General features: G+C 47.9%; 15 protein-coding genes. 4 read left to right on the plus strand and 11 right to left on the minus strand.

From position 1 onward, the window contains the following. On the minus strand, positions 1–774 hold the full coding sequence (locus BMY78_RS27600) for an SDR family NAD(P)-dependent oxidoreductase (RefSeq protein ID WP_090904489.1): 774 nt from the start codon (positions 772–774) through the stop codon (positions 1–3). Between the two features lie 56 nt (positions 775–830). Continuing rightward, on the minus strand, positions 831–1,289 hold the full coding sequence (locus BMY78_RS27605; RefSeq protein WP_090904490.1) for a chemotaxis protein CheX: 459 nt from the start codon (positions 1,287–1,289) through the stop codon (positions 831–833). Positions 1,290–1,736: 447 nt separating this feature from the next. Here BMY78_RS27605 and BMY78_RS27610 point away from each other — a divergent pair, with 447 nt between their 5' ends. After that, positions 1,737–2,639 carry a LysR family transcriptional regulator gene (locus BMY78_RS27610; RefSeq protein WP_053783212.1) on the plus strand — a complete coding sequence of 301 codons (903 nt, stop codon included), beginning with the start codon at positions 1,737–1,739 and terminating at the stop codon, positions 2,637–2,639. Between the two features lie 32 nt (positions 2,640–2,671). Further along, positions 2,672–3,481, plus strand: coding sequence for a histidinol-phosphatase (locus BMY78_RS27615; protein ID WP_090904491.1), 810 nt, complete (start codon positions 2,672–2,674; stop codon positions 3,479–3,481). A 388-nt stretch (positions 3,482–3,869) separates the two neighbouring features. Here the strand turns inward: BMY78_RS27615 and BMY78_RS27620 are convergent, their stop codons facing one another. From BMY78_RS27620 to BMY78_RS27645, 6 genes are all read right to left on the minus strand, one after another. After that, positions 3,870–4,502, minus strand: a complete 633-nt coding sequence (locus tag BMY78_RS27620) for a GNAT family N-acetyltransferase (RefSeq protein ID WP_090904492.1) — start codon at positions 4,500–4,502, stop codon at positions 3,870–3,872. Positions 4,503–4,682: 180 nt separating this feature from the next. Further along, positions 4,683–5,417 (minus strand): metallophosphoesterase family protein, encoded by a 735-nt coding sequence (locus BMY78_RS27625; RefSeq protein ID WP_090904493.1) that lies wholly within the window; start codon positions 5,415–5,417, stop codon positions 4,683–4,685. 39 nt (positions 5,418–5,456) lie between these two features. Beyond that, complete coding sequence (locus BMY78_RS27630) at positions 5,457–6,398, minus strand: metallophosphoesterase (protein ID WP_090904494.1); 942 nt, start codon at positions 6,396–6,398, stop codon at positions 5,457–5,459. Positions 6,399–6,575: 177 nt separating this feature from the next. Next, positions 6,576–7,340, minus strand: coding sequence for a succinate dehydrogenase iron-sulfur subunit (gene sdhB / locus BMY78_RS27635; protein ID WP_053783217.1), 765 nt, complete (start codon positions 7,338–7,340; stop codon positions 6,576–6,578). A 433-nt stretch (positions 7,341–7,773) separates the two neighbouring features. Continuing rightward, the gene (gene sdhA / locus BMY78_RS27640; protein ID WP_090904495.1) at positions 7,774–9,516 is read right to left on the minus strand and encodes a succinate dehydrogenase flavoprotein subunit; all 1,743 of its coding nucleotides are present in this window, start codon (positions 9,514–9,516) and stop codon (positions 7,774–7,776) included. Between the two features lie 43 nt (positions 9,517–9,559). Further along, the gene (locus BMY78_RS27645) at positions 9,560–10,228 is read right to left on the minus strand and encodes a succinate dehydrogenase cytochrome b558 subunit (protein ID WP_076290972.1); all 669 of its coding nucleotides are present in this window, start codon (positions 10,226–10,228) and stop codon (positions 9,560–9,562) included. A 312-nt stretch (positions 10,229–10,540) separates the two neighbouring features. On the opposite strand from BMY78_RS27645, the gene BMY78_RS27650 reads away from it, so the two are divergent. Continuing rightward, positions 10,541–11,464, plus strand: coding sequence for a LysR family transcriptional regulator (locus BMY78_RS27650; protein ID WP_090904496.1), 924 nt, complete (start codon positions 10,541–10,543; stop codon positions 11,462–11,464). Positions 11,465–11,519: 55 nt separating this feature from the next. Here BMY78_RS27650 and BMY78_RS27655 read toward each other — a convergent pair whose 3' ends face one another. Together BMY78_RS27655 and BMY78_RS27660 are read right to left on the minus strand one after the other, a co-directional pair. After that, on the minus strand, positions 11,520–12,191 hold the full coding sequence (locus BMY78_RS27655; RefSeq protein ID WP_076290888.1) for a potassium channel family protein: 672 nt from the start codon (positions 12,189–12,191) through the stop codon (positions 11,520–11,522). Between the two features lie 17 nt (positions 12,192–12,208). Beyond that, on the minus strand, positions 12,209–13,543 hold the full coding sequence (locus BMY78_RS27660; protein ID WP_371129200.1) for a TrkH family potassium uptake protein: 1,335 nt from the start codon (positions 13,541–13,543) through the stop codon (positions 12,209–12,211). A 474-nt stretch (positions 13,544–14,017) separates the two neighbouring features. On the opposite strand from BMY78_RS27660, the gene BMY78_RS27665 reads away from it, so the two are divergent. Next, positions 14,018–15,715, plus strand: a complete 1,698-nt coding sequence (locus tag BMY78_RS27665) for a CPBP family intramembrane glutamic endopeptidase (protein ID WP_090904497.1) — start codon at positions 14,018–14,020, stop codon at positions 15,713–15,715. On the opposite strand, the gene uvrC is transcribed toward BMY78_RS27665, so the two are convergent. Then, positions 15,684–17,774 (minus strand): excinuclease ABC subunit UvrC, encoded by a 2,091-nt coding sequence (gene uvrC / locus BMY78_RS27670; RefSeq protein ID WP_090904498.1) that lies wholly within the window; start codon positions 17,772–17,774, stop codon positions 15,684–15,686. The genes BMY78_RS27665 and uvrC overlap by 32 nt on opposite strands. Positions 17,775–17,915 lie beyond the last annotated feature (141 nt).

Consider the following 17,915-nt stretch of genomic DNA (forward strand, 5'->3'; position numbering starts at 1 on the left):
TTACTTCTGATTCATTACACCGTGCGACAGCCTGTCAGCAAGACGCGGAAATAGCTGATACAGCCACACTCCAGCCGAAGCCAGTCTGGGCAGATTCACTTCTTCCTTGCGCTTCTTCATCGCCCGGATCATATGCCCTGCAACCTCTTCCGGCTTCAGCATCATCCAGCGTACATTATTAACATAGTTACCGGAGGGGTCAGCCCGTTGGAAGAAAGGTGTATCGATGGGTCCGGGATTAATGGTCGTTACCGTGATTCCGGTCTTGCGAAGTTCCTGGCGCAGGGCATTGCTGAAGCCAAGTACGGCGTGTTTGGTTGCCGTATATGAAGCAGATTTTGCAGTTCCGATCTTGCCAGCCATGGAAGCTACATTCACGATCTGTCCTCTGCCTCGTTGTAACATCTGCGGCAGCACTGCCTTGGTACAGCGAACAATGCCCATGTAATTAACGTCCATCATCTCATCGAATTCCTGCACAGACATATCCGTCATGGCCGCAAATTTTCCGTAACCAGCGTTATTCAGCAAAATATCGATTCGTCCGTATTTCTGCAACATCGCATCCACGGCTATCTGAACTTGCTCATTATTCGTTACGTCTAACGTGAGTAGTTCATGCTGCCCTTTCAGCGAAGCACCAATCTCTTCAAGCTTGTCCCGCGAGCGGGCAGCCAGAATCGGGATGGCTCCTTCTTCTATCAGCATCTGTGCACAGAGCGCACCAATTCCGCTCGACGCACCCGTGATAAAAACAACCTGATCTTTTAGCATACCCGACGTCCTCCCGTATTGAACACATATTGCCCCTAGAGGCGTATGGTTCTATTCTACGAGATCATCACTTGAATATCCATCTCACCGATTCCGTCCATCATCAAAGGAATGCTCAATGCCTTCGTTGCACTAAAGGAAGTCAGATATTCAGAATTCATCACTTGTGGAGGTGTAATATCAACAACGACACCCTGATTGGACAGGATGGTACTTGCATTGCCGCTAATCATATTGCCAAGTTCCGAAATAGCACTTTTACTCATTTCGTCCATTTCAGTAATGACAAAGCCGCCCATCATGGCAGAAACGATTTTCAATGCAACCGACTCTTGTATTCCAAACACGATGTTTCCGCTTAGTTGTCCAGTCATTCCGATCACGATCCAGACATGGTCTGCAATGTACTCCACATTTTTCACGCCAAGACTCCCGGTGGAAGGCGAAACCTGGATGAGCTGTTCGAATACGTTCCGTGCGGATTCCAGGAAAGGATTAATCACTTCCGCTTTCACTGTCTATTGTCCCCCTTACACTGGGTTATTGGTCACACACCAAAAGTCCCATATTCAATAAATTTATTATACTTTATCACGTACAAGAATTCACCAAGAATTCGGCAAGGCATGTGTACTATAATTTATCGTCATCCGCGGAGCAAATGTTTATAGCTGATTCTAGCGAAAAATCGAGGCTTTTCGCATCTGTTGCAAGAACCATTGCCATGAAGAGGCATGGCAAAAGGCATTTAGGACTTTTTTACTGTTTCTTAAAATGTTAAAAATTTAATTTCTTGAAATAAAATTAATTTCTCGTTCTAATGGACCTCCCCAAATCCATGATGTTCCCTTCATTGCCCTGCTGTCCTGAATCACCTATAATTTAAGGAACGGAATAATGACCAGTTACGGGATTCCACCTATGGATAGACAGAAGACATTTTGCGTGCAAGGAGGCCATACATGAATATCAGTCAACTGGAGACGCTGATTACCATCTCGAAAACGATGAGTTTCCGCAAAGCCGGAGAACTCCTAAATTTGACCCAGCCCGCCGTCTCGGCCCAGATCAAGAGCCTGGAGGATGAATTCAGCACCGTTCTTGTCGATCGGAACCAACCGGTCACCCTCACAGATCGAGGACAGGTATTTCTTCAACATGCCGAACGAATGCTGGACATCGTGGGAGAGCTGAAACAGAAGCTGATGGATCTCGATGAGACCCCTCAGGGACATATCAGACTCGGTACAACCACATCTATTGCCATTCAGATTTTGCCACGGGTCTTATCCTACTTTCAGGATCAATTTCCACTCATCAAGACCAGTATCCAATCCCTGCCTTCTTCACAGATCTATACCCAGGTCGAGAATGGTATGGTCGATATCGGTATCGGTTATCTTACGGAGCGTAATCCTAACCTGAATACGTCCGTGTTGTATTATGACACTTTCGAGCTTGTGGTATCTCCTTTCCATCCACTGGCGAAGCAAAAGCATGCCGCGGTGGATGTTCTGCGCAGCACACCTCTGATTTTGCTATCTCCGGATACGGTGGGGCGCCGCTTTACGGAAGGCATTTTCAAAAAACATAATATTGAGCCCAATATCGTTATGGAGTTGTCAAGCAGCGAGGAAGTGAAACGGATGGTTGAGATCAATCTCGGGGCAGCCGTTATATCCAAACAATCCGTTGCCCATGAGTTGCGGCAAGGCACACTGCGCATGATTCCACTCAGTGAACTGGAGGTCAGTCACCCTGTCGGAGTCATCTACAAATCAAGTCGTTATGTGAATTCGGCCATGCAGCAATTCCTGAGCGATCTCAAAGGCATGCCGGAGACCCAGTTCATCAGTTCAGAATGATAAATGAGCCATGAGAAAGGAAGGATTTCCATATGAAATTTGATCTTCACACCCATCATTTTCGTTGTGGTCATGCAGACGGCAATATTCGCGACTATATCGAGGCAGGTATTCAGTCTGGACTTCAGGTCATCGGTATCTCGGATCATACACCTTACTTCGGCAGTGACGAGGAGCAGGCATTTCCCCGGATCGCGATGGGCAAGTCGGAATTGCGTCATTACGTGGAAGAAGTACTGGCTCTGAAGGAAGAATACGCGGGCAAAATTGATGTGCTGCTTGGCATTGAATCCGACTATTTCCCTGTGCATGCCGAATTGTATCGCAATACACTGGGGCAATATCCTTTTGATTATATTATTGGTTCAGTTCATCATACGGAAGATGTCAGCATATTCAACAAAACCCGCTGGAACGGATTAAGTGCTGCACGTAAGGTTGAAGTGAAAGAGAGTTACTATGCATTGATTCGGCAATCAGCCCGAAGCGGCATGTTCCAGATTCTCGGACATATTGATGCCATGAAAGGAAATTACCCACCTTTCTCGGACATTATCGCAGATCAAGCCATTGATGAAACGCTGCAGGTCATTGCAGAATCGAACGTGGCTATTGAAATTAATACGTCGGGTAAAACCAAGCTTAGTGGTGGCTGGTACCCGTCCGATGCCATTCTGGAGCGTGCGCATCATTACGGAGTGAAGGTGACCTTCGGATCAGATGCCCACAAACCGCAGCGTGTTGCCGATGAACTGGATGACGTTCGTACACGTCTGCAAGAGATTGGATTCACTGAATGGGTATACTTCAAGCAGAAACAAATGCAAGTTGTACCGTTTTAAACATAGAGCACCAAAATAGCCCTCACGGCGTAAAAACGCTGTGGGGGGTTTTCTTTGTATCCTAATATAAAAAAAAGATGTTATATAAGTTCTGTCATCGGAGTGTTGGTGTAGAAATTCCATAGTTAAACTTATATAGACAAAAAAAATGAACCCGCTAAGCGCGGGTTCCAACAGCATAATCTATTATCAAAAAGGGGGTCATGAGATAAGTTTACCCGCTGTCTGTTAGAGTTCAATTGCAGCTATATTTCAATTGTGTAACAAATGATTGAAGTTCGTTTCAAACCTCTGCTGTTTCATTTTATTCGGCAATAGAAACATTTCGATCTATATTTTTCTGATTGAAAGGCGCTCTTTGGATTGATGCAATATGCTCTATTCTATGTTACTCGTGCTTGTCGGATACCAACGTTTGCAGGCGATTTTCCCAATGAGAACGGATATGCTGTTCACGATACAGACTATACACCTTAACATCCAGCAGAGTATCCGGCGTCTCACCATCCTCATGATTCAAAACAAACGAGGGCAGGGTCCGTTCATAAATCATACCGCTTTTGCAAAGAACCCGTTCGGATGATACATTTGCCTCGTAACAGCGGGCTTCCACTTTGCACAAATTAAGCTCGGCAAAACCGAATTCCAGCAAACGCTGTACGGCCTCAGTCGCGACTCCCTTACCCCAGGTGGACCTGTTCAGAATATATCCGATCTGTGCGGTACCGTTCTGTTCGTTCCAATGCTGGAATGAAGTGATGCCGATGATCTGTTCGCTGCCTTTCCAGCAGATGCCGTAATGCAGTGAATCCAGCTTGGCACTGCTGCTGCGAATCTGATTCAATAATCGCCGAGCCCGGATTGGTGTGGGCTGACTCCCCCTGTTTACATAACGGATCACCTGCGGGTCGGAAAACAGCTCCGACAATGTGCTGTAATCACTCTGACGTAATGATCGAAGAACAAGGCGCTCTGTCCATAAAGCAGGCAATCCTTGGCCCAGCATTTTTCGGGTCAGCATGACAATCGCTCCTTTTGCCTAACGGGTTCTAGTCCGGTAAGACAAGCATGCTCTGAGGTAGATCCGGCGCAAATAAAATACATGGATAAACGATGAAACATCACTATGCTCTACAATACTACGCTCAGTAGCCCGAACATTAGTATGCCAATTCATTACAGCGGTTTATTCCTGACCTAACTAATCCGTTTGCAGCCCGCGATAAACGCCTGTACGAAGCTCTCGGATATAGAAATCAAGCGAAGGCACCTGAGCCTGCTGAGCAGCCTTTACTTCCTGCTCAATATCATAAGGAACCCTTACAAATTGAAGATTGAACGGGGTATTCCGATCATTGCTGTCCTCTCCTTCAAGGATACAATAAGAAGCCTGGGTAAAATCAAGCGGGTTACCCACACTGCCTGCATTGAACAGCATTTTCCCATTCATAAACTGCAAGTATGCGTTATGCACATCCCCATATCCCACGACATCCGCCACACCGAACTCAGGCTCATCTGCCGGAGGCTCGAACATCGCTAACCTTTTCTCGATCTCATCCCACGGCTGTACACGGTGATATACACTTTGAGGAGAGGCATGCACCAAGCGGATCGTACGACCACTCAGCTCTAATTGGTGGCTAAAAGGCAAGCTCTCCAGATATGCCAATCGCTCCTTACCCAGCCGCTTCGCTTGCCAAGTAAAATTCTCGTTGTCCTGATTAACCGCAACCAACTCATCCCAGTTGCCACGGATGACGTGCTCACATGTCTCTCTCACCAGATCTACAACCTGTACCGGATCAGGCCCCTTGCCAACGAGGTCGCCAAGACAAAAGATTCGCTTCAATCCGCGACTTCGAATATCTTTTAATACCGCTTCCCAAGCAGTCATGTTGCCATGAATATCGGATACAATCGCAATTCGTTCCATCTGGCTAACCTCCCTTTATGCTCTATATTCTTTATGTTGTTAACCCTTTAGTTCAAAAACAGTCAATTCCGGCCTGCACAAAAAGCGAATCGGCAGTTGGGTCATGCCAAAGCCACGGTTCACATAGACAGGCATATGCTTATCCCCTGCGTAATATAACCCTTGAATATACTTTAGTGAACCTCTTGGTGTAGTCAGTGCCCCAATCCAGGGAAAACGCACCTGCCCGCCATGACTGTGTCCAGAGAGCTGTAGTCCGAAACCATAAGGTGCTGCAATGTCTGCATAATCGGGCTCATGCATAAGCAGCAGTTTCCAGACCTCTCTACTCAATCCCTTCATGGCTGCAACAGGATCAGGTCTGCCCGTAAGCGCGTCATCCAAACCTGCTATCGCAATACGTGAATCCCCTCGCTCAATCAGAACATGGCTGTTTCGAAGAAGCGTGAACCCGGCCTCTTTAAACATCAGCTCCACTTCATGCTGCTGATGGCCTCGGTAATCATGGTTCCCCAATACGGCATATTTGCCATACTTCGCTTGCATTGAAGCCAGTGCAGGAATACATTCACGCATCGGTTCTGCTTCCCGTTCAACCATATCTCCGGTAAAACAAATCAGATCAGGCTGCTGCTCCCGTATCGTTTCAGCCAGCTTCTCCATTTGTTTCAGCCCCGTATGGAATCCAAGATGTGCATCACTGAACTGAATTACACGCAGTCCCTCGAATGCTTTTGGAAACTTGGGCAATTTCAATTCAACATGCTTGATCTCCAGGTGACGAGGCTCCCATAACCAGGCGTATCCTCCTGTGAGCAAACTGGCACTCGCCGTCATGAAGATCATGCGCAGCAAAAAACTTCGCCGGGAGGGATCATGATCCTTTTCCTCCCCGGGAAAAATGGGGTTCTCCGAATCAGATCCATACTGTGAGCGCTGGGGCGGCGAGATCTTGCTGCCCTCACGCGGTGTTTCTCCCATGCGTCCCCCTCCTTCTTCCGCTCCAAATCCATCCCCTTAGTATACCATATTCTATGTGACTAGCCCGGATCCTTTGCGAGTACAGAAAAAGAAGCCGTAATCTTAGGCTTCATGCGCCCAGGATCACGACTTCTTGTAATGGTGCAGATTGGATGTTCTGCAATGGATATGAATAGATTACACGCCCAACCAGCGTTTAAACATATGTTTGGTCGTTTGTTTGTTCATTTCGGCAATGGAAGTTGTCAATGGAATCCCTTTTGGACAAGAGCGTACGCAGTTCTGCGAGTTACCACAGCCCTCAATACCTCCGTCTTCCATAAGTGCTTCCAAGCGGTCTTCAGCGTTCATCTCCCCTGTTGGGTGAGCATTGAACAGACGTACTTGAGAAAGAGCAGCCGGACCGATAAAGTCTGTCTTTTCATTGACGTTCGGGCAAGCCTCGAGGCATACACCACATGTCATACATTTGGACAGCTCATAAGCCCACTGACGTTTCTTCTCAGGCATCCGCGGACCTGGACCGAGGTCATAGGTACCGTCAATCGGAATCCACGCTTTAACCCGTTTCAGGGCGTTAAACATCCGGGTACGGTCGATGACGAGGTCACGAACCACCGGGAAGGTTTTCATCGGTTCAATGCGAACCGGCTGTTCGAGCTTGTCGATCAGGGCAGCACACGCTTGACGCGGTTTGCCGTTGATGACCATGGAGCATGCTCCACAGACTTCTTCGAGACAGTTCGATTCCCAGCAGACAGGGGCAATGGACTTGCCTTCTGTATTAACCGGGTTCCGCTGGATCTCCATCAGGGCGCTAATAACGTTCATGCCGGGACGGTACGGAAGCTCAAACTCTTCGTTGTACGAAGATGACTCCGGGCTGTCCTGACGGGTGATGATAAACTTGACGGTTTTTTTTGCTGTAGCTGTGTCCGTCATATCGTTGTCCCCTCCTTTGAGTGACGATGATTGGTGTTGCTGATGCGCAAAGTTACTCTTTTGGTGCACGGGTGGCGCTCCGGCAGCGGAATGCCCTTCTGATCGCTGTTATCCCCGGATTTTTTTGATCAACCCTTCCCAGGGTTAAAATCCGGTGATAAAGGCGAGCGCTTCGCTTCTTCTGGGCATTTCCGCTTCCTCCGCTACGTCGTGCAAGCAGGGTCACTTTGCTGGAAACTGCACTCCATTCATACTGGATGCAGTATTTAGTTTCTAAAGCATCGCAAGGCGCTTTACTGAAAATAGCCATAATTCATTCTGGTTAGTAGTAACATTGAGAAGCTCCGCGTACGCTTTGCCTCTATGTGTCTACTTCTTTTCCGTTAAGTTGCTAAGTCATTAACTTTATTAATAGACCGAAATTTCGCTTTACTTAATCCTTCGAGTAGTCCCGGATCCGTGGTGGGATCAGGGAAACGTCTACAGGCTCGTATGAAATTTTTGGACCTTCCTTCGACCAACTTGCGATCGTTGTTTTCAGGAATTCCTCGTCATTCCGTTCGGTGAAATCCGGTTTGTAGTGCGCTCCACGGCTTTCGTTACGCAGCAGTGCGCCCAACGTCATCGCTTCTGCCAGTTCAAGCATATTCCACAGCTGGCGGGTAAATGCTGCACCCGGGTTGTTCCAACCGGAAGTATCGTACATGTTGATTTTGCCGTAACGCTCTTTCAATTCCTTGATTTTGCCGATAGTCGCTTCCAGCTTATCGTTGTAGCGTACCACCGTCATATTCGCCGTCATCCACTCGCCAAGCTCTTTGTGAATGACATAAGCATTTTCATTGCCCTGCATGTTCAGGATGCCTTCGTATTTATCAGTTTGGCGCTTGGCATAACCATCGAATACAGAAGAACTGATATCTGCGGACGATTTTTTGAGTCCTTTAATATATTCAACCGCTTTCGGTCCAGCCACCATACCACCGTAGATTGCCGATACCAGGGAATTCGCACCGAGACGGTTCGCACCATGATATTGGTATTCACATTCACCAGCTGCGAACAGTCCTGGAATGTTGGTCATTTGGTTATAATCTACCCACATGCCGCCCATGGAATAATGCACTGCCGGGAAGATTTTCATCGGGATTTTGCGTGGGTCATCACCCATGAACTTCTCATAGATCTCAATGATTCCGCCGAGCTTCACATCCAGCTCCTTCGGATCTTTGTGTGACAGGTCAAGGTAGACCATGTTCTCGCCGTTCACGCCGAGGCCCATATCCACGCAGACGCTGAAAATTTCGCGCGTCGCGATATCACGCGGAACAAGGTTACCGTATGACGGATACTTCTCTTCGAGGAAGTACCAAGGTTTACCGTCTTTGTACGTCCAGATCCGTCCACCTTCACCACGAGCCGATTCGGACATCAGACGCAGCTTGTCATCGCCTGGAATGGCTGTCGGGTGAATCTGAATGAACTCACCGTTCGCGTAATTTACACCTTGCTGATACACCGCACTTGCGGCAGTACCTGTATTGATAACCGAGTTGGTTGTTTTACCGAAAATAATGCCAGGGCCGCCGCTCGCCAGAATAACTGCTTCTGCCGGGAACGTTTGTACCTTCATCGTTTTCAGATCCTGTGCTACAATCCCGCGGCAGATGCCTTCGTCATCAATAACTGCCTGCAGGAACTCCCAGTTCTCATACTTGGTCACGAGACCGGCCGCTTCCCAGCGACGCACCTGCTCATCCAACGCGTAGAGCAATTGTTGTCCTGTCGTTGCACCGGCAAACGCTGTACGGTGATGCTTCGTTCCGCCGAAACGACGGAAATCAAGCAAACCTTCCGGTGTCCGGTTAAACATTACGCCCATCCGGTCCATCAAGTGAATGATGCCTGGTGCCGCTTCACACATCGCTTTGACTGGAGGCTGATTCGCCAAAAAGTCACCGCCATATACGGTATCGTCAAAGTGTACCCATGGGGAGTCGCCCTCACCCTTGGTATTTACAGCACCGTTGATACCGCCCTGGGCACATACGGAGTGGGATCTTTTAACGGGAACCAGTGAAAATAAATGAACATGGACTCCGGCTTCAGCCGATTTGATCGCCGCCATCAATCCCGCGAGACCTCCGCCCACAATAATTACATTAGATGATGCCATTGCTGTTCACTCCCTTATAAGTCAGCATTTAAAGTCCAAATGCTTAAATCAGAACTGTTTTAACTGCGTCAATCATCGAAGTGGCTACCTGGAAATCCATGCTCCGGAAAGCAAGCAGCGATGCAATAAACATGAGAGCTACAATAGCAAACAAGCTCATGCAAATGTAGGAAGATACACGCTGCGCACGCGGACCGACGGTAATTCCCCAGCTAACCAGAAACGACCACAAACCGTTGGCAAAGTGATAGGATGCCGCAACCACACTGATCAGATATAAAATAAACGTTACCGGGTTCATCACGATGCCGTGTATGACACCGCCAAGCTCTTCGTGTGTGACATTCCCCAACGCAACCTGGAAACGAGTCTCCCAAATATGCCAGATGACGAACACAAACGTAATGACACCGCTGACGCGCTGCAACGTATAGCGCCAGTTGCGCTCATTGCCAAAACGTCCCACGTTAGGCTTGGCCTGATAGGCAATGTACAAACCATATACACCGTGATAGAACAGCGGCAACCAGATGAGAAGCGTTTCAAGTACAATTACGAGCGGCAGGCCATTCAGAAATGCAACTGCATCGTTAAAGCCTTCTTTGCCGCCTTCAACTGCCGAGAAGTTCGTCACCATATGCTCAATGAAAAACAGACTGAGCGGAATGACGCCAAGCAAGGAGTGCAGCTTTCTGGAGTAAAACCCTTTCATAAAATGTCGATCCCCTTTCGCTAAATACAACGTTTTCATAAATAAAATTCGCTTATCATGACACAAACCTTTCCCAAGGAAAGGTTCGACAAATTGTTCCGTTTTCTTCAGGTGTGAACAACTTGTGTCACGATTCATGTTACTCCTTTTTTTCTTATAAGGGAATTGCAATATAATTATTAAATGTTATAACCTATAGGTATAAGTTATAAACATCGGTCGTGCAGGCCATACAACATGAAGAAATATTTGACAAGGAGATGCCTCACGCAAAGTACATTCATACGTTCATTAGAAAAGAGGTTAGTGCTCATGTTCGAGGAATTAAACGCTTTTGCGGCGGTTGTAGAGCAGTCCAGTCTGAACCGTGCATCGAAATTGCTGAATCTGTCACAGCCCGCGCTGTCTCGCAAAATCTCCAAATTGGAGGATGAGCTCGGCGTAGCGCTCTTTCATCGCCGTGGTAAACGACTCGAATTAACCAGCGTAGGCCAGTTCGCCTACACTTTCGCGGTAGAGCAGAAACAGCAGCAACAAAAATTTCTGACCATGCTGGCCCAGTACAAGGACGAAGAACAAAGCTCCATTACACTTGGAGCCAGTCTGACAACGCTTCAAACCACGTTGCCGCCGCTGGTAAATGCCTTTATGGAGAAACATCCGAATGCGGAAATCAAACTGGTGACGGGGAAAACGCATGAAATTGTCTCTTTTGTGCGGGATAAAAAAGCTGATGTAGGCATCGTTGCCTCTTCTATTAGTGAAGCCGGGCTGAACTGTGTGCCGCTCTTTGATGATCATCTGGAGCTGGTTGTGCCTTTAACGCATCCCCTATCGGGTAAAGAAGCCGGAATGGAACATTTGCAAGATCTGCCGATGATTACGTTCTCCAAAGGAACCTGGTATCGCAAATTAACCGACGACCTGTTCCAGCGCTGCGCCGTAATGCCGGATATTCGCATGGAGATTGACTCCTTTGAAGCGATTGTCCGTCTTCTGCCTACCTGCAAAGCAGCAGCCCTGTTGCCCAAGTCGTACCTCCGCCCTCAATTGCTTGCGGACAATGACCTCGTCTCGGTATATCTGCCGCAACTGCAACAGACCCGGCGCACAACCTGCATGATCTATGGGGAAAAGGAAAACCTCAGCCAGACCTCCAGACAGTGGGTCAGGGAAACGGCTGCCCTCTTTACAGCAAAGGCGCCGCTGCCCTCACGGAGGACAACGACGCCTTAGCATTCATATCAATCAGCCGAGTTCAACGCTCTGCTTTCATTTAATAGACTCAGCTCTAGCTCTCTTGGCTGATCACTTCTTCCTCAAAACGGTCAATGTCATCATTCATGCCGATAATCACCATGATGTCACCCATCTGAAGCGAGTCCAGTGCAGTCGGGGCAATAATGACCCCGGCTTCCTTTTGCAAGGCTACAATGCTGCAGCCAAAGCGTACCCGTGCATTCAGAGTGGATAGCGTTTTATTATGCAGACAAGCTGGAACCTTCATCTCCACAATACTGTAATCATCGGACAATTCGATATAATCCAGCAGATTCGGGGTAACAAGCTGATGGGCAACCCGGATTCCCATATCACGCTCAGGATAAACCACACGATCGATTCCCAGCTTGTCCAGTGCCCGTCCGTGAAGAACGGAAATTGCTTTGGCCACAACAGTTTTTACACCGAGTTCCTTCAGTAAAATAGCAGTGAGAATGCTGGTCTGGATATCAGCCCCGATGGCAACGATACAGCAGTCAAAATTACGGATGCCGAGGGAGCGCAGCACTTCCTCATCAGTGGAATCCGCGACGACGGCATGGGTGACCAATTCACTCATGTCTTCGACGACTTCTTCATTTTTATCGATCCCCAGCACTTCATACCCAAGCTCCATTAATTCCTGTGCCAGACTGGAGCCAAAGCGCCCAAGCCCAATTACCGCAAACTGCTGTGTTTTCATTGTTCTTCACGAACCCCTTATCCAATAATCATTTTGCCTTCCGGATACCTGTACAATTCTTTACCCTTTTTCTGTCCGAGTGCATACGCGAGCGTAATCGGTCCAAGACGCCCTGCAAACATGGTGAAACAGATCAAAAGTTTGCCGATCGTGGTCAGCTTCAGTGTAAGCCCCATAGATAAACCTACAGTACCGAAGGCGGATGTCGTCTCAAATAATATCATCAAAAAACTGCTGTCTTCCGTCGTACTAAGCACCATCGTAACGGCAATAATGAGCAACAGAGCAAGCAGCGTAATCGTCAGTGCTTTGAAAATGCGTTCCTGTAGAAGCCGATATCTGAAAAAGACGATATCTTCCCGTCCCCGCATCATGGCAATAACAGCTCCGGCCATAATCATGAACGTGGTTGTTTTAATGCCGCCTCCGGTAGAACCGGGGGAAGCACCAATAAACATCAATATAATAATGAAAAATTGCGTTGCCTGCCTCAGGCCAGCAATGTCTACCGTATTCGCCCCTGCTGTTCGCGGGGTTACCGACTGGAAGAACGAACCGAGAATTTTGCCCCCCCAGTTCAGACCACCCAATGTCCGGGGATTGCTGAATTCAAACACAAAGATCACCAGTGCTCCAAATACGATCAACAAACCGGTTGTCAACAGCACCACTTTGGAATGCAGCGACAGCTTCTTCGTCCTCCGATACTCCACCAGATCGGACAGAACGACAAAACCGATACCGCCTGAAATAATCAGGAACATGGCTGTAAAATTCACGAGCGGATCATACACATACCCGGTTAAGCTGCGGAATTCTCCGAACATGTCAAACCCGGCATTGTTGAACATGGAGATAGCATGCCAATATCCATAATAGATGGCCTGCCCCATTGGCATATCGAACGACCAGCGAATGGCGAACAACGTGCCACATATGCCTTCCAATATGAGCGAGTAGATCACAACCTTGCGAATAAGGCGGACGATCCCCTCCATCGTACTCTGGTTCATTGCTTCCTGCAAAATCAACCGCTCACGTAGAGAGATCCGGCGTTTGAATGCAATCGCCACCAGTGTCGACATCGTCATAAAGCCAAGGCCGCCAATTTGAATCAGGATTGCAATTATGATCTGACCCAACGTCGAAAAATGAGTACCCGTATCCACTACAACCAGCCCCGTTACACAGACTGCGGAAGTCGCAGTAAAGAGTGCGTCAATAAAAGGAAGGCTGACTCCGCTTCGACTGGATGCCGGGAGCATCAACAGAAGTGTCCCGAGCAATATAATACCCGCGAACCCCAGGACCAGAATTCGGGGTGGTGATAGACGCATCCATTGAACATTCATTTTCACTTGAGTATCATCCACCTCTGCCAAAAAGAAAATGACTCCACGATGTGGAGCCTTTCTCCGAAGCGCTTTTCCATATCACTTGACGGAATAGCCAAGCACTTGGAAAGCCCATTTCGGAGCGTAAACATGTATGATTTTCGCTGTAATACATATACATTAGGTTGGAATACCTTTGATACATTCTATTCGTTCCCTTGTTCGCCTAAAGACATGCGGAATATGGGACATTTGATTCAAAATTATAAGCGCTGTGACGTTTGTATACAAAACGATTTTTGTGTAAATAGCATCGAATTCCGTCAAAAAGGGAAAAACTCAGATATGGCGACGGATAGATCGGATTGTTTCGGTCATTTTCATTCGTTTTCATGCATTTGCACCGCTTCTCGTTTCGCCATTGGCATTCGGAGCTTGGGCTGTGCTATCTTTACTTTAATATCCATATTAATAAAGGAGGAACAACATTAAATGAATCCCTTAGGGCAGCCTTTGGTACTCAAAGCTAACTTCAAGCGTTTAGGGTTGCTTGCGGCGATTGGCCTGATTCTGTTTTTCGTTTTTCAAATCTTCCCTGCCACCTCATCGCAAACGACTGATATCCAGTCTACTTCCTTCATAAGCAAGGAGAAAGCAGCGGAGTCGGCACGATCTTTTGCAGCTTCTCTACCTGATTATACCCTTCCGACGAATACCGGAAACGAGCTTGTGACGTACCAAACCCATTCCGATATTTATGGGTATATGGCGAAAACCAAACAGTTAGAAACCTATAACAAGAAATGGGAAACAACCTATCCTTACGATGTGTACCGCGTTCGTTTGCCTGATCAGGACAAAGGCGGTTATTTGAATGTTGACGTACATATGAGAACAGGAAAAGTTGTCGGTTTCAAGCGCGAACTCCCTTCTTCCCTGTATGCATCCATTGAGGCTGAGCAGGACAAAAGCAAAGTGAATGCTGCCCAACGTTTAGCTGAAGATAACCTTTCCTTAAATGAAAAAGAGCAGCTTGCCGCTGGCGTCCTTGGCGAATTCGGGTATAATGTGCCAAAACTTCAGCTGGACACCCGTGAAGAAGAAGCGGGGCTGAAATACACGGATAATGAAAAGCAAATTGGGGATTCCAAGCTGGAACTGAACTTTACATTTGAAAACGGAGCCGTTCGCTCCTTCGAATCGGTATTCTCAGTCCCTACCTCCCATACCGACTATGTAGAAAATCAGACTCGGCAAGCCAACTGGATGACTTACGGTGGTTATGCTTTTCTTACCTTTGTGCTTGGCGTGCTCGCGATCATCTACAGTATTCTGACCAGAGCACATACCTCGTTCAAACGCGGAATCGTTCTGTCTCTGATATACTTTGCGGCTTCTGTGATTGGCACACTGAACATGATTCCGCTCTTTCAGGCGCAAGGGCTGTCTAACTTTATGCTGACCTTCCTGATGGTAATGCAGGCTGGGATAACGCTGGTCATGAGTGCAACCATCTATCTGTCACTCGTTGCCGGTGACGGCATGTGGCGCAAAATTGGTCTGAATCCTTGGCCTCGGGCCAAAGAACCCGGATACGGCAAATATGTGCTGCACAGTATGTATACAGGTTACTTATGGGCGTTGATTCTGCTGGGTGTGCAATCCGTACTGTTCTTTATTTTGGAGCGCAGTATTGGAAGCTGGTCAACAACATCGGCTGACCAGTCCACTTATAACATGAGTTATGCCTGGATCTTCCCGATTATGGCCTGGATGGCCGGGATTGGTGAGGAAGCAGTCTATCGTCTGTTCGGAATTCGCATGATGCAGAAGGTTGTACGCAATACGTTTATTGCCTGCCTCATCCCAACATTGATCTGGGCTCTGGGACACACCCTGTACCCGATCTATCCGGTCATCACACGTCCAATAGAGCTTACGGTCATCGGACTCTTGTTCAGTCTGATCATGCTGCGTCACGGCTTCATCGCCGTTGTATTCGCCCATGTTATCTTTGACAGCCTGTTGATGGGGCTAAGCCTGATCTTCATGGGTGATGCTCTGAACATTTCCGCCGGACTCTTCTGGATTGTGCTTCCGGCCATCGTTGGTTATGTCATTTACAAAATGAATCCAAAACAAAAAGAGAAGCCGTATGTCACGACTCCTCATCACGAAGTGCTGCAATAATCTGATTCGCAAGCTTGTCACCAATAGATAGAGGCCGGAAGTCTTCGACGCTGGCCTCTTTTATTTTGCGTAAAGAGCCAAAATGCTTCAGCAGCAGCTTGCGCCGCTTTTCTCCGATCCCCGGAATAGCATCCAGACGGGAAGTCACCATCGATTTCCCACGCTGCTCGCGATGGAACGAAATCGCAAAACGGTGGACCTCTTCCTGAATCCGCTGCAACAGGTAGAACTCCTGACTGTCACGCGGCAAGGAGATGACTTCCGGCGGGTTGCCGATCATCAACTGTGAGGTCTTGTGCTTCGCATCCTTCACCAGTCCACATACCGGAATAAACAATCCCAATTCATTTTCCAGAATGTCCACGGCTGCCGAAATCTGACCTTTACCTCCATCGACCACGATCAGGTCAGGCTGGGTTAAGTTTTCCTTCAACACCCGTTCGTAACGACGACGGATGACCTCACGCATCGTTTCATAATCATCCGGGCCTTCAACCGAACGTACCTTGTACTTCCGATATTCTTTCTTATCCGGTTTACCATCCGTAAATACAATCATGGCAGATACCGGATTCGTTCCCTGGATGTTCGAGTTATCAAACGCTTCAATACGGTGAAGCTGATCCAGTCCAATAAAGCGTCCCAGTCCTTCCGCAGCTTTTGATGTCCGTTCTTCATTCCGCTCAATCAGGCGGAACTTCTCTTCCAGTGCAACACGTGCGTTATCCACAGCCATGGTGATCATCTGGCGTTTCAATCCACGTTGCGGGATATGGACTTTAATTTCCAGCCATTCCTGCAATGCTGCTGCGACCTGAGAAGGATCTTCGAAGCCTGGAGGCTGTTTATCAGCCGATACATCTTCCTGAGCAACAGCGTCGTCCTGGTTAACCATCGCAGCTTCTTCCGTCGCTGCTTCGGGTTGGATATCACCATAAGATGCACGGGACTCGGCTACACGCAGCTCAACCGCAGAATCTTGCGCCAATCCCGTTGCCTCTTCTGACTCGATTGTCACCGCCGCAGGTACCGCTCCATCAGCATCGGATATATCATCCGCACCACTGTCACCCGCTGCCAGATCTTTTGGCATTTCCGGCAGTAAGATTTCCTGTGGCAACGCTGGATTATCACTGTAATACTGGGTCACGTAAGACATAAAGTCACTGTATGCCTCACCGTAAAACGGGAACGTTGATACGTGTCGTTCGATCATTTTCCCCTGACGCATATATAGAATCTGGACGCACATCCAGCCTTTATCAATGGCAAAACCAAACACATCGCGGTCTCTGGCATCCGCCATCGTAATTTTCTGTTTTTCCATCATCGCATCAATGGCAATGACCTGGTCGCGCAGTTCCTTGGCACGTTCAAAATAAAGATCCTCCGCGGCCTCCTGCATCTTACGCTGCAAGTCCTTCTTGATCTCTTCGTGACCACCGCTCAGAAATGAACCAATCTCTTGTGAAATCTGGTCGTACTGCTCCTTCTCCACTTCCTTCACACAAGGGGCAAGACATTGTCCCATGTGATAGTACAGGCACACTTCTTTGGGCATTACACCACATTTGCGTAACGGATACATCCGGTCAAGCAGCTTTTTCGTTTGGTGTGCCGCATATGAATTCGGATAAGGTCCGAAGTATTTGGCTTTATCTTTGAGCACCCGCCGGGTCACTTCGAGACGGGGATGCTTTTCATTCGTAATTTTAAGGTAAGGGAATGTCTTGTCATCCTTGAGCAACACGTTATACCGCGGCATATGCTTCTTGATCAGGTTACACTCCAGAATGAGTGCTTCCATATTACTGCCGGTAACGATATATTCGAAATCACGGATTTCGGACACCAGGCGCTGTGTCTTCCCATTATGACTGCCGATAAAATATGATCTTACGCGATTCTTCAGCACTTTGGCTTTACCTACATAGATAATGGTACCTTCACTGTTTTTCATCAGGTAACAGCCGGACATGTCAGGCAGCAAAGCCAGCTTGTGGCGGATCTGCTCCAGAGCCTTCTCTTGCTCCTGCACGTTTGTAATGAATTCATCCATAATTCGGTGGGTCCTCCTTCCCGAAAAAAGTATAAATAAAAGGTTACACTGTTACCACTCCGATTGCACTACCATCTTCCGATCGCTGTGATCCCCAGATTTTTTCGATTCCCTTTTTGCAAAGGGAACATCCGGTGATAG

It is taken from the genome of Paenibacillus sp. OK076 (genome assembly GCF_900110055.1).
Taxonomy (GTDB): Bacteria; Bacillota; Bacilli; order Paenibacillales; family Paenibacillaceae; genus Paenibacillus.

Coding starts and splice junctions, on each gene's coding strand:
- BMY78_RS27665 (WP_090904497.1), top strand. CDS start 14,018: ATGAATCCCTTAGGGCAGCCTTTGGTACTCAAAGCTAACTTCAAGCGT.
- BMY78_RS27620 (WP_090904492.1), bottom strand. CDS start 4,502: ATGCTGACCCGAAAAATGCTGGGCCAAGGATTGCCTGCTTTATGGACA.
- BMY78_RS27610 (WP_053783212.1), top strand. CDS start 1,737: ATGAATATCAGTCAACTGGAGACGCTGATTACCATCTCGAAAACGATG.
- BMY78_RS27645 (WP_076290972.1), bottom strand. CDS start 10,228: ATGAAAGGGTTTTACTCCAGAAAGCTGCACTCCTTGCTTGGCGTCATT.
- BMY78_RS27660 (WP_371129200.1), bottom strand. CDS start 13,543: ATGAATGTTCAATGGATGCGTCTATCACCACCCCGAATTCTGGTCCTG.
- sdhB (WP_053783217.1), bottom strand. CDS start 7,340: ATGACGGACACAGCTACAGCAAAAAAAACCGTCAAGTTTATCATCACC.
- uvrC (WP_090904498.1), bottom strand. CDS start 17,774: ATGGATGAATTCATTACAAACGTGCAGGAGCAAGAGAAGGCTCTGGAG.
- BMY78_RS27650 (WP_090904496.1), top strand. CDS start 10,541: ATGTTCGAGGAATTAAACGCTTTTGCGGCGGTTGTAGAGCAGTCCAGT.
- BMY78_RS27625 (WP_090904493.1), bottom strand. CDS start 5,417: ATGGAACGAATTGCGATTGTATCCGATATTCATGGCAACATGACTGCT.
- sdhA (WP_090904495.1), bottom strand. CDS start 9,516: ATGGCATCATCTAATGTAATTATTGTGGGCGGAGGTCTCGCGGGATTG.
- BMY78_RS27615 (WP_090904491.1), top strand. CDS start 2,672: ATGAAATTTGATCTTCACACCCATCATTTTCGTTGTGGTCATGCAGAC.
- BMY78_RS27630 (WP_090904494.1), bottom strand. CDS start 6,398: ATGGGAGAAACACCGCGTGAGGGCAGCAAGATCTCGCCGCCCCAGCGC.
- BMY78_RS27600 (WP_090904489.1), bottom strand. CDS start 774: ATGCTAAAAGATCAGGTTGTTTTTATCACGGGTGCGTCGAGCGGAATT.
- BMY78_RS27655 (WP_076290888.1), bottom strand. CDS start 12,191: ATGAAAACACAGCAGTTTGCGGTAATTGGGCTTGGGCGCTTTGGCTCC.